At 73.7% G+C, this 12,333-nt stretch carries 9 protein-coding genes; 7 read left to right on the top strand and 2 right to left on the bottom strand.

Translation table 11 applies throughout. The features are described from left to right. Positions 1-3: 3 nt before the first annotated feature. Positions 4-1,026 (top strand): TIGR03842 family LLM class F420-dependent oxidoreductase, encoded by a 1,023-nt coding sequence (locus RIN80_RS08925; protein ID WP_309094980.1) that lies wholly within the window; start codon positions 4-6, stop codon positions 1,024-1,026. 134 nt (positions 1,027-1,160) lie between these two features. Further along, positions 1,161-2,690, top strand: a complete 1,530-nt coding sequence (locus RIN80_RS08930; RefSeq protein ID WP_309094981.1) for an NCS1 family nucleobase:cation symporter-1 — start codon at positions 1,161-1,163, stop codon at positions 2,688-2,690. A 19-nt stretch (positions 2,691-2,709) separates the two neighbouring features. Here the strand turns inward: RIN80_RS08930 and RIN80_RS08935 are convergent, their stop codons facing one another. Then, entirely contained in the window at positions 2,710-3,378 is a 669-nt protein-coding gene (locus RIN80_RS08935; protein ID WP_309094982.1) for a hypothetical protein, read from the bottom strand. A 267-nt stretch (positions 3,379-3,645) separates the two neighbouring features. On the opposite strand from RIN80_RS08935, the gene RIN80_RS08940 reads away from it, so the two are divergent. The 4 genes from RIN80_RS08940 to RIN80_RS08955 all read left to right on the top strand — a co-directional run bounded on the left by RIN80_RS08940 (position 3,646) and on the right by RIN80_RS08955 (position 8,505). Then, positions 3,646-5,472 (top strand): gamma-glutamyltransferase, encoded by a 1,827-nt coding sequence (locus RIN80_RS08940; RefSeq protein WP_309094983.1) that lies wholly within the window; start codon positions 3,646-3,648, stop codon positions 5,470-5,472. A 91-nt stretch (positions 5,473-5,563) separates the two neighbouring features. Then, positions 5,564-6,409, top strand: a complete 846-nt coding sequence (locus tag RIN80_RS08945) for an inositol monophosphatase family protein (RefSeq protein ID WP_309094984.1) — start codon at positions 5,564-5,566, stop codon at positions 6,407-6,409. Positions 6,410-6,589: 180 nt separating this feature from the next. After that, positions 6,590-7,999, top strand: a complete 1,410-nt coding sequence (locus RIN80_RS08950) for an NAD(P)/FAD-dependent oxidoreductase (RefSeq protein ID WP_309094985.1) — start codon at positions 6,590-6,592, stop codon at positions 7,997-7,999. Further along, positions 7,996-8,505 (top strand): O-acetyl-ADP-ribose deacetylase, encoded by a 510-nt coding sequence (locus RIN80_RS08955; protein ID WP_309094986.1) that lies wholly within the window; start codon positions 7,996-7,998, stop codon positions 8,503-8,505. The genes RIN80_RS08950 and RIN80_RS08955 overlap by 4 nt, the downstream gene beginning before the upstream one ends. Positions 8,506-8,523: 18 nt before the next feature. Here the strand turns inward: RIN80_RS08955 and RIN80_RS08960 are convergent, their stop codons facing one another. After that, complete coding sequence (locus RIN80_RS08960; RefSeq protein ID WP_309094987.1) at positions 8,524-9,357, bottom strand: class II glutamine amidotransferase; 834 nt, start codon at positions 9,355-9,357, stop codon at positions 8,524-8,526. Positions 9,358-9,582: 225 nt separating this feature from the next. On the opposite strand from RIN80_RS08960, the gene RIN80_RS08965 reads away from it, so the two are divergent. Further along, the gene (locus RIN80_RS08965; RefSeq protein WP_309094988.1) at positions 9,583-12,255 is read left to right on the top strand and encodes a LuxR C-terminal-related transcriptional regulator; all 2,673 of its coding nucleotides are present in this window, start codon (positions 9,583-9,585) and stop codon (positions 12,253-12,255) included. The last annotated feature ends 78 nt before the right edge of the window (positions 12,256-12,333 follow it).

Genomic DNA, 12,333 nt, shown 5'->3' on the forward strand with positions numbered 1-12,333 from the left:
GGCATGGACTTCGGACTCGTCCTGCAGACCGACCCGCCGGCCTCGCGGGTGATCAGCCTGATGAAGCGCGCGGAACGCAACGGCTTCACCCACGGCTGGACCTTCGACTCCGCCGTGCTGTGGCAGGAGCCGTTCGTGATCTACAGCCAGATCCTGGCCAACACCACGAAACTCAAGGTCGGGCCCATGGTGACCAACCCGGGCACCCGCACCTGGGAGGTCACCGCCTCCACCTTCGCCACCCTCAACGACATGTTCGGCAACCGCACCGTCTGCGGCATCGGCCGCGGCGACTCAGCGATGCGCGTGGCCGGACGCAAACCCAACACCCTGGCCCGGATCAGCGACGCCATGCGGGTCATCCGGGCCCTCGGCAGCGGCCGGGAGGCCGACCTCGGCGGCGGCAGCGTCGTCCGCTTCCCGTGGATCAAGCCGGACGCCGAACTGCCCGTGTGGATGGCCGCGTACGGCCCCAAGGCCCTGAAGATGGCCGGCGAGGAGGCGGACGGGTTCATCCTCCAGCTGGCCGACCTGTACCTGACCGAGTACATGGTCAAGGCCGTGAAGGACGCGGCCGTCGCCGCCGGACGCGACCCGTCGGAGGTGACCGTCTGCGTGGCCGCCCCCGCCTACGTCACCGAGGACGACTCGCCCGAGGCGCTCGCCCACGCGCGCGAGCAGTGCCGCTGGTTCGGCGGCATGGTCGGCAACCACGTGGCCGACCTGGTCTCCAAGTACGGCGAGCACTCGGCTGCCGTCCCGGACGAACTCACCGCCTACATCAAGGCCCGCCAGGGCTACGACTACTCCCATCACGGCCGCGCCGGAAACCCGGACACCCGGTTCGTGCCCGACGAGATCGTCGACCGGTTCTGCCTGATCGGACCGGTGGAGCGGCACGTCGAGAAACTGAACGCACTGCGCGAACTCGGCGTGGACCAGTTCGCCGTCTACGACATGCACGACGCGCAGGAAGCCGTGATCGACGCCTACGGATCCCGGGTGATCCCAGCCCTCCACGACTGACCCCTGTCGCGCACACCCCTTTCGACTCCCCCTTCCCCCGGCCCGGGAAGGGGGCGCAGGACGCTCCCGGGCGCACCCCCCGTCGGCATCACCCGCACGGCCATTCCCGTCCCACCTCCCGATTGGCCCGGCCCATGACCGATACCGCTCCCACGGCCACCCCGCCGACCACCCAAGTCACCCTCGCCGACGGCCGGGTGGAGATCGCCCCGGGCGCTCCGGCGCCGAGCGGCCCCTACGCCAACGAGGACCTGCTGCCGGTCCCCGTCGCCAAGCGCACCTGGACCACGTACAACTTCTCCGCGCTGTGGGTCGGCATGGCCCACAACACGGCCTCCTGGACCCTGGCCTCCGGGCTCATCGCCGTCGGCATGGACTGGAAGCAGGCGGTGTTCACCATCGCCCTGGCCAACGTGATCGTGCTGATACCCATGCTGCTCACCGGGCACGCCGGACCCAAGTACGGGATACCCTTCCCGGTCTTCGCACGCGCCTCCTTCGGCATCCGCGGCGCCAACCTGCCCGCCGTCGTGAGAGCGCTCGTGGCCTGCGGCTGGTTCGGCATCCAGACCTGGATCGGCGGTGAGGCCATCTACTTCCTGGCCGGGAAGCTCGTCGGGACCGGCTGGACGGACGCGGCGAAGGTCGGCGGCTACGCCTGGACCATGTGGCTGTCGTTCGCGATCTTCTGGGCGCTGCAGGTCGTCATCATCTACCGGGGCATGGAGACGATCCGCCGGTTCGAGAACTGGGCGGCGCCCTTCGTGCTCGTCGGCGCCTTCGTGATGCTGTGGTGGATGAGCGACAAGGCGGGTGGCTTTGGACCGCTGCTGGACCAGCCCTCGAAACTCGGCTGGGGCGCCGACTTCTGGACACTGTTCGCCCCCGCCCTCATGGGCATGATCGGCTTCTGGTCCACGCTGTCGCTGAACATCCCCGACTTCACCCGCTACGGCAAAAGCCAGAAGGCACAGACCTGGGGCCAGGCCCTCGGCCTGCCGACCACCATGACGCTCTTCGCGTTCCTCTCGGTGATGGTCACCTCCGGCTCCCAGGCCGTCTACGGCGAGGCCATCTGGGACCCGGTGCAGCTCGCCGCCAAGACGGACAACACCGTGGGCCTGCTCTTCGCGCTGGTCACCGTCCTGGTCGCGACCCTGTCCGTCAACGTCGCGGCCAACCTGGTCTCCCCGGCGTTCGACTTCTCCAACATCGCGCCGCGGCGCATCAGTTTCCGCGCCGGCGCCCTCGCGACCTGCGTCCTCGGCGTGCTGATCTTCCCGTGGAAGCTGTACTCCGACCCGCAGGGCTACATCTTCACCTGGCTCGGCCTGGTCGGCGGCCTGCTCGGCACCGTCGCGGGCATCCTCATCGCCGACTACTGGATCCTGCGCCGCGGCAGGCTCGACCTCGCCGACCTGTATCGCCCGGGTGGCCGCTACTGGTACGAGGGTGGCTGGAACTGGCGGGCCGTCGTCGCCTTCGCGGCCGGCGGTGTCCTCGCCGTCGGCGGCGCCGGCTTCAAGCCGCTCGTCGACGGCCGTCCCATCCCGGCACTGGCGGATCTGGCCGACTACGGCTGGGCCGTGGGCCTGGGCACATCGATGGTGCTGTACCTGCTGCTGATGGCGCTGCGCGGCCGCGCGGCCCGCCGAGCCGGGTGACCGCCGCGCTGGAGGGCGCTCAGCCCTTCTCGCTCTCCAGCGCGGCCACGGCCTCCTTCGCGGCCCTGATGGCGCCCTTGTTGACGGTGTCCGTGTCCGGCGCCTTCTTCGACTCGAAGTCACTGCCGTTGTAGGTGATCGTCACCAGCGCGTTGGAGGCGCGGGCGATCACGACGCCCTCGCGGGTCTGCTGCTTGTCCTCGGTGGTGAGGTTCACGACGGAGTACGCGCTGTCTCCCAGACCGGGGACGGCCCCGCCGCCGCTCTTCCGCTCCACCTGTTCCCGGTACGACTTCTCGGCCGCCTCGTCCGACGCCATCACCTCGTAGGACACGTCGAGCCACCGGTAGTCGTAGCCCTTGAGCGCGTTCCAGGAGCAGGTCCGGCGCAGCTTCGCGTCCGTGGACGGAATCTCCTTGCCGGCCGGCCTGGCGCCCGGCACCAGCGACTCGATCGTCTCCTTCGCGACGCTCTCGCACGGCGCGGGCGCCGCCGCGTACGTCTTCGACTCCGTCGACGTCGAGGGAGTGGAGGCGGACCGGGTCTCGGTCCTCTCCTCGGCCGGCTTGTGCTGGGCGGCACTCGGCGCGGCGAGCGGACCGGACGACAGCGCCCAGCCCGCCGCGGCGAGCACGGCCACCGGCGACAGGCGTGCGGTCAGGGCCAGGGGAAGGGGTAGGGAACGCACGGCGCCCTTCTCGTGGGGGACGGACGGTGCGGAACGGGTCCGCACGGCGGACGGGGACGACAGTGTCACACGAGTCCCTGTGGGGCGGAAGTGCGAACTCGCTGCGTGGTGGCGCGGTGACGGGGGCTCACCACGGACGCCTGTGATTCCGGTCGTTTGCGCGGCGGGTGGGGGATTTGCGCACCCGCTCCGGCGCCCGGGTTTTGTCGGGGCCGCGACAGGGGGAAGGGGACGGGTGGCGCACGACGACGAGAGGTGACCAGCCGCATGTTCACGTCCCGCCCCACCCTCCAGGGCACCTTCGGCATGGTCTCCTCCACCCACTGGCTCGCCTCGCAGACGGCGATGGCCGTGCTGGAGGACGGTGGCAACGCCTGTGACGCGGCCGTCGCGGGCGGCTTCGTGCTGCAGGTCGTCGAACCCCACCTCAACGGCCCGGCCGGTGAGGTGCCCCTGCTGTTCGCTCCGCCCGGCGGCGAGGTGCGGGTGCTGTGCGGGCAGGGCGTCGCGCCGGCCGGGGCGACCGTCGCGCACTACCGTGGCCTCGGCCTTGACCTCGTCCCCGGCACCGGCCCGCTCGCCGCCGCCGTGCCCGGCGCCTTCGACGCCTGGGCGCTGCTGCTGCGCGACCACGGCACCAAGTCCCTCGACGACGTCCTGAAGTACGCCATCGGATACGCCGAGCACGGCCACCCGCCCGTGGAGCGCCTCGGCCAGACCGTCGAGACCGTACGGGAACTCTTCGAGACCGAGTGGACCTCCTCGGCGGAGGTGTACCTGCCCGGCGGCAAGGCACCACGCCCAGGGGAGCTGTTCCGCAACCCCGCGCTCGCCGCCACCTGGAAGCGCCTGCTCGCCGAGACCGCCGGAGCCGGGGACCGGGAGGCGCGGATCGACGCGGCGCGGCAGGTCTGGCGCACCGGATTCATCGCCGAGGCCCTCGTCCGGCAGGCCGCCCGCCCCACCCTCGACACCAGCGGCACCCGCCACACCGGCACCCTCACCGCCGCCGACCTCGCCGCCTGGTCCGCGACCTGGGAGACACCGGCGACGTACGACTGGAACGGCTGGACCGTGTGCAAGCCCGGCCCCTGGAGCCAGGGTCCGGTCCTCCTGCAGCAGCTCGCCCTGCTCCCGCCCGAGCTGCCACCGTACGGCTCGGCCGACTACGTCCACCTCCTCGTCGAGGGCTGCAAGCTCGCCATGGCGGACCGGGAGGCCTGGTACGGGGACGCCGCCGACGTGCCGCTCGACGACCTGCTGTCACCCGCGTACAACACGGCCCGCCGCGCCCTCGTCGGCGAGCGGGCCGAGCACGGTCTGCGGCCCGGCAGCCCGGGCGGGCGCACCCCGCGCCTGGGCGCGCACGCGTGCGTGGCCGCCGCCGCGCAGGAGGGCTTCGACGCGCTCGGCATCGGCGAGCCGACGGTCGCGAAACTCCCCGGCTCACCCGTGCCCGGCGAGCCGGAGATCCTCCCCGACGGCAGCACCCGGGGCGACACCTGCCACCTCGACGTCGTCGACCGCTGGGGCACCATGGTCTCGGCCACACCCAGCGGCGGCTGGCTCCAGTCCAACCCCGTCGTGCCCGAACTCGGCTTCCCGCTCGGCACCCGGCTGCAGATGACCTGGCTGGAGGAGGGCCTGCCCGCCACCCTCGCCCCCGGCCGCCGCCCCCGCACCACCCTGTCCCCGTCGATCGCGCTGCGCGAGGGCGTGCCCGTCCTGGCGTTCGGCACGCCCGGCGGCGACCAGCAGGACCAGTGGCAGCTGCACTTCCTGCTGGCCCTCGCGCTGCGCCCCCGGGTCCGCGGCGGTCCCGACCTGCAGGGCGCGATCGACAGCCCGAACTGGCACAACGACGGCTTCCCCGGTTCCTTCTACCCGCGTGGCATGCGCCCGGGCAGCGTGACCGTGGAGGCCCGGACCGACCCGGCCGTCGTCGCGGAGCTGCGGCGGCGCGGACATGAGGTGACCGTCGGCGCTCCCTGGTCGGAGGGCCGGCTCTGCGCGGTCGCCCGCGACCCGGAGACGGGCGTGCTGTCGGCGGCGGCGAACCCGCGCGGCATGCAGGGGTACGCGGTCGGCCGGTGACCGCCTCCCCGCGCGCCGGTGTTCACCGCGGGGCCACCCGGGGTGAACCCCGCGGGTGGGGATTGTCAGCGGCGCGTGTTGTGATGGAGGGGTGATCGACAGCAACGAAACCATCGAAGAGTTTCTCGCCCGGCACGCCTCCGACGTCGAAGAGGCGATCCGCAAGGCCGCGGCCACGGAGATCCTGCCGCGCTGGCGCCGGCTCGCCGCGCACGAGATCGACCAGAAGGCCGGGCCGCACGACCTGGTGACCGACGCCGACCGCAAGGCCGAGCTGTACCTGACCGAGGCGCTGGTCGCCCTGCTGCCCGGCTCGGTCGTGGTGGGCGAGGAGGCGGTCCACGCCAACCCGGCCTCCTACGAGGCGATACGCGGCGACGCCCCGGTGTGGATCGTCGACCCGGTCGACGGCACACGGCAGTTCGTGCGCGGCGAGGCCGGATTCTGCACCCTGGTCGCACTGGCCCACGGCGGCACCCTCCTCGCCTCCTGGACCTACGCCGCCGCCCGCGACCGGCTCGCCACCGCCCAGCGGGGCAAGGGCGCCTACCTCGACGGCGAGCGGCTGTTCGCCGGCGTCCCCGAGCCGGGCCGCGACCTCCGCGTGGCCACCTCCCACCCGGACTACACGACGGACGAGCAGAAGCACGCCCTGCTCGGCCTGCGCACCGAGGGCGTGGCACCGCGCGCCTGCGGCTCGGCCGGTCTGGAGTACCTGGCCATCGCCCGCGGCGAGTCGGACGCCACGGCCTTCTCCTGGGAGGCGGCGTGGGACCACGCCGCCGGTCTGCTCCTCGTCGAGGAGGCGGGCGGCGCCCATCTGACCCTGACCGGCGAGCCGTTCCGCATCACGGGCGGCAACGCCCTGCCGTTCACCGCGGCCCGGGACGCGGCCACGGCCCGCCGGATCGCGGGGCTGCTGGCGGGCGGGGGCTGACGGCCCAAGTCGTCGCGTGGTGCGCACAGGTGGTGACCCGGCGTGCTCGAAGGCCGGTTGCCGCCGTCGCAAACCGGTCGTCCCGGGCGAACATCCCCCGCGGCCGGTGACTGTCCGTCCCCGGGCATATCCTGATCCCCAGTGGCCATCGGCTGACGAAGGGGTCCGAAGGTGCCGTCGATGCTCGATGCGGTCGTAGTGGGTGCGGGACCGAACGGACTGACCGCGGCCGTGGAGCTGGCCCGGCGCGGCTTCTCCGTCGCCGTCTTCGAGGCCAGGAGCACCGTGGGCGGCGGAGCCCGCACCGAGGAGCTCACCCTGCCCGGCTTCCGGCACGACCCGTGCGCCGCGGCCCACCCCCTCGCCATCAGCTCGCCGGCGTTCCGCGCCCTGCCGCTGGAGCGGTACGGCCTGGAGTGGCTCCACGCCGAGCTGCCCATGGCCCATCCCTTCCCGGACGGCACGGCGGCCGTGCTGTCCCGGTCGGTCGGCGAGACGGCCGCCAGCTTCGGACCGCGCGACGCCGGTGCCTACCGCAGGCTGGTCGAGCCCTTCCTGCCCAAGTGGGACACGCTCGTCCGGGACTTCATGTCCCTGCCGCTCACGGCGCTGCCCCGCGACCCGGTCACCCTCGCCCGCTTCGGGCTCACCGGCCTGCCCCCGTCGACCCTGCTGATGCGCCGCTTCCGCGACGAGCCGGCCCGGGCCCTGTTCGCCGGGCTCGTCGCCCATGTCATGGCACCGCTCGGCGGGTTGGCCACCGGCGCCGTCGGCCTGGTCTTCGCGCTCGCGGCGCACGCCCGCGGCTGGCCGCTCGCCCGCGGCGGTTCCCAGGCGCTCTCCGACGCCCTCGCCGCCCATCTGCGCGACCTCGGCGGCGAGGTCCACACCGACTACGAGGTCAAGCGCCTCGACGACCTGCCGCCGGCCCGGGCCTACGTCTTCGACACCTCGCCCACCGCCCTGGCCCGTATCGCCGGCTTCGGCAGCCACTACGCCGGCTACCGCTACGGACCGGGCGTGTTCAAGATCGACTACGCGCTGGACGGGCCCGTCCCGTGGACCGCGAAGGAGGCCCGGATCGCCGGCACGGTGCAGATCGGCGCGGACAGCGCGGAGATCGGCGCGGCCCTGCGCGCGGCGTCCCGCGAGGGCCGGGTTCCCGACAGGCCGTTCCTCATCACGACCCAGCCGAGCGTCGTCGACCCGACCCGCGCCCCCGAGGGCAAGCACGTCTTCTGGGCCTACGGGCACGTCCCGCACGGCTGGACGGGTGACCTCACCGACGCCGTCGAGCGTCAACTGGAGCGCTTCGCGCCGGGGTTCCGCGACCGTGTCCTGGCCCGTGCCACGGCCGGCCCGCCCGAACTCGCCGCCCGCAACGCCAACTACGTCGGCGGCGACATCGCCACCGGCGCGGCCTCCGGCCTGCAGCTCCTGCTCCGCCCGAAGCTCACCCTGTTCCCGTACCACACGCCCCACCCGGCGATCTTCATCTGTTCGTCGGCGACCCCGCCGGGCCCCGGCGTGCACGGCATGTCCGGACACAACGCGGCGAAGGCCGTGTGGAAGCGACTGAGGCAGACATGACCATCATCGAAGCGGTCCAGGGCGACATCACCCGCGAGAGCGTCGACGCGATCGTCAACGCGGCCAACTCCTCGCTGCTGGGCGGGGGAGGGGTCGACGGCGCGATCCACCGGCGCGGCGGCCCGGCGATCCTGGAGGAGTGCCGCAAGCTCCGCGCGTCGCACTATGGCAAGGGCCTGCCCACCGGCCAGGCGGTCGCCACCACCGCCGGCGACCTCGACGCCCGCTGGGTCATCCACACCGTCGGCCCCGTCTTCAGCACCACCGAGGACCGCTCCCACCTCCTGGCCTCCTGCTACCGCGAGTCGCTGCGCGTCGCCGACGAACTCGGCGCCCGCACGGTCGCCTTCCCCGCCGTCTCCACCGGTGTCTACGGCTGGCCGGTGGACGACGGCGCCCGCATCGCCGTCGAGACGGTCCGGGCGGCCGGCACGGCGGTCGAGCGGGTCAGGTTCGTGCTGTTCGGCGAGGAGGCGTACGGGGTGTTCGCCGCCCGGCTGGGCTGAGACACCCCCCAGGGCGGCTCACACGGGCTCCGGCTCGAAGTGCCGCAGCAGGTCCCGGCCGGGCTGGACGACGCCGTAGCTGCTCTCCGGCACGGCGTTCCACACACCGGGGAGATCGCCCAGCGGCTCCGACACCACCAGGCGGGTGTCGTCGGAGATGTGCTTGAGGAACGCGAGGTCGGGGTGGAGGGCACGCACGTCCTCCACCCGGCTGCTGAAGTACAGCGACCGCGAATTGCCGCCGCTGGAGTAGCGGAAGAACCACAGCCGCTCGCCGTCGGTCACCGCGATGGTCATCTGCAGCGGTTCCGCCACTCCGTGTTCCTCCCCCAGACGCTCGACGAGACCCGCCATCCGCGCCACCGCGCCCGGCGGATCGCCGTCGAGGCCGAAGGTGAGGGCCACGTGGAACATCAACTCGGAGTCGGTCGTGCCCTCCAGCGACGGGAACAGCTCCGGGTCGACGGTCAGCAGCAGATCCCGGCGCATCGCGGAGAACCCGGTGATCGCCCCGTTGTGCATCCACATCCAGCGTCCGTGACGGAAGGGATGGCAGTTGGTCTGCTGCACGGCGGTCCCGGTGGACGCGCGCACGTGGGCGAAGAACAGCGGCGAGCGGACGTGGTCGGCGATCTCCCGCAGATTGCGGTTGCTCCAGGCCGGCCCGGTGTCACGGATGACTGCGGGTGTGCGCAGGTGCCAGGCGTACCAGCCGACGCCGAAACCGTCGCCGTTGGTCGTCTCCACCCCCATCCGCGCGTGCAGGCTCTGGTCGATCAGCGAGTGCTGCGGACGGTAGAGGACGTCGTCGAGCAGTACGGGGGTGCCCGAGTAGGCGAGCCAGCGGCACATGATCGGTACTCCGGTTCCGAGCCGCCGGGTGTGCCCCGCGGCTCCTGGACGGTGTGCGGGCCCCTCAGTCGACCCCCGGACGCCACGGGGGCGCATCGCCCGCGGCGGGTGGTCGGGCCGGCGGCGCTCATCGCCTGCGGCGTGCGCGGGGGAGTGAACGGAGAGATGCTGAGCGGGCACGAGGGACCGCTCGTGAACCGGCGGACGGCACGCACTGGGGGCTCCATGGCCGTGACCGACGAGACCGATGCGGAGCCGGCTCCGGCCGGCGCCGACCCCACGGGCGATCCCCTGCTGCGCACCCGGTTCGCACTGCCGCGGCGGCCCGCCACCTTCCTGCGCCGCCCGCGCCTGGTCCGGCACCTCGACCAGGCGCTCCACACGCCCCTGACCCTGGTCAACGGATCCGCCGGCGCGGGCAAGACCCTCCTGGTCGCGGACTGGGCCGCCGGTCTGCGCGAACCCGTCGCCTGGCTCACCGCCGACACCGCCGACCAGGCCCCCGGGGTCTTCTGGGCGTACCTCCTGGAGGCGCTGCGGGCCGCCGGCATCCCGGTGGCGGCCGAGGTCGGCTGCCCCGCGGAGGCCGGCCGCGTGGACCCGAGGACCCTGACCCGCCTCGCCGCCGACCTGGAGCGGCGCGACCACACCACCGTCGTCGTCCTCGACGAGCTCGACCGGGTGACCTCTCCCGAGATCGCGCGGCAGCTGCAGTTCGTGCTGCACCACGCCGGACACGGCCTGCGCCTGCTGCTGGTCACCCGCACCGAACCCCTGCTGCCGCTGCACCGCTACCGCGCGTCCGGCGAGATGACGGAGATCCGGGACGCCGAGCTGGCCTTCACCACCGACGAGGCCGGCGCACTGCTGTCCCACCACGGCCTGCAGCTGCCCACCGGCGCCGTGCAGGCCCTGGTGGAGCGCACCCAGGGGTGGGCCGCCGGGCTCCGGCTCTGGGCCCTGGCCGCCCAGCGGGACACGGACCCCGGCACGTACGCGAAGCAGTTCGAGACGAACCACAGCACGGTGGCCGACTTCCTGCTCGCCGAGGTGCTCGACCGGCAGACACCCGGCACCCAGGACCTGCTGCTGCGCATCAGCGTCCTCGACCGGTTCTGTCCCGACCTGGTCAACGCGCTGACGCGGCGCACGGACGCGGAACCCGTGCTCGCCTCGCTGCACCGGGAGAACGCCTTCGTCCACTACCTCGGTCATTCCTGGTACAGCCTGCACCCGCTGTTCGCCGAGATCCTCCGCGCCCATCTGCGCGAACGCCGCCCCGGCCTGGAGCCGGAGCTGCGCGGCCGGGCCGCCCGCTGGCTGCGGGAATCGGGAGCGCTGCGGGACGCGCTCGTCCAGGGCGCCGCGGCGGACGACTGGGAGTTCACCGTCCGGGCCGTCGTCGACGACCTCGCGCTCGGCCGGCTCTTCACCGGCCTGCGCTCCGAGGACCTGTCCGCCCTGTTCACCCGGATGAGCCCCGAGGTGACGGGCCCCGCAGCCGACCTGGTGCGCGCCGCCCGCGACCTGGGCCGGTGCGATCTCGCCCACGGACTGACCCATCTGCGCCACGCGGGGGAGGATCTGGCCCAGGGCAGCGGGGAACCGGCCCCGGCCCAGCTCGGCTTCGCACTGCTCGACACGCTCGCCGCCCGGCTGACCGGCTCCCCCGCCCGGGCCGAGCGCGCCGCCGAGCAGGCCCGGCTCCTGCGGCAGCGGATCCCCGCGCGGCTCCTCGACGCCCACCCGGAGCTCACCGCCCTCCTCCTCACCCACCTCGGCTCCGCCCGCCTGTGGGCCGGGCGGTTCGACGACGCCCGCACCGCCCTGTCGGCGGTCGCGGGGCAGCCGGACGGAGCGGTGATGGCCCTGCCCCGGTGGGAGGCCCTCGGTCATCTGGCGCTGATCGACTACCTCAACGGCTGGCCCGGCCGCGCCGAGCACAAGGCCCTGGCCGCGGCCGGCCAGGCGGAGCGCTACAGCCTGCCCCAGCGCTCCGGGGCGGGCCTCGGCCCCCTGGTGCTGGCCGCCGTCCACATCGAGCGCGACGAACTCGACGAGGCACAGGCGCTCCTCGACGACGAGGCCGTGACCCGCCCGGCCGTCGAGGACCCGGTCGTGCGGGCGGGCCGGGCCGTCGTCCGGGGCCGGCTGCTCCTGGCCCGCGGGGACACCCGGGCCGCGCTCGCCGCCGCAGTCGAACCGGTCACCGCGGACGTCGGCTCGCCCTGGGCGCAGGAGCAGAGCGCGCTGCTCGCCTCGGCCGCCCACCTCGCCCAGGGACAGCCGGACCTGGCCCGGGAGGACGTGGAGCGGGTGGCACACCACCGGACCGCGTGCGCGGTCGAGGCGGCCCGCGTCCGGCTCGCGGCGGGCCGGACCGACGAGGCGCTCGGGCTGCTCGACGGCCTGCCCGAGGACGCCCGGTGCGGTCCGGCGGTGACGGTCCGCGCCACGCTGGTCCGCGCCCAGGCCGCGCACCAGGCCGGCGACCACGCCGCCGCCGGCCGGCTCGTCGCCCGTGCGCTCCTGGACGGGCGGCGCGAGCGACTGCGCCGCCCGTTCCTGGAGGCCGGCCCCTGGCTCGGCCCGCTGCTGTGCACCGGCCGGCCGCGCGAACTGGCCGGCGGCTGGCTCGTCCGCGGCCCCGGCCGGTACCGGGTCGCGGGGCGCGCCACCCCCGTCCCGGCACCGGAGCTGGTGGTGGAGGACCTGAGCGCGCGGGAACGGGACGTGCTGCACCGTCTGGCCGACATGCTCTCCACGGAGGAGATCGCCGCCGACCTGCACGTGTCGGTGAACACCGTGAAGACCCACCTGAAGAGCGTCTACCGCAAGTTGGGGGTGAGCCGGCGGGCCGAGGCGGTCCGCCGCGCCCGCGACGAGGGGCTCCTGTGACCCCGCCCCGGTTCCCCCGCCAGGGGTGAGGCACGGGCGGCGCCACCGCTGTGGTGGGCTGCGTGAGCCACTGGCGCG

It is taken from the genome of Streptomyces sp., from assembly GCF_031181705.1.
Classification (GTDB): Bacteria; Actinomycetota; Actinomycetes; order Streptomycetales; family Streptomycetaceae; genus Streptomyces.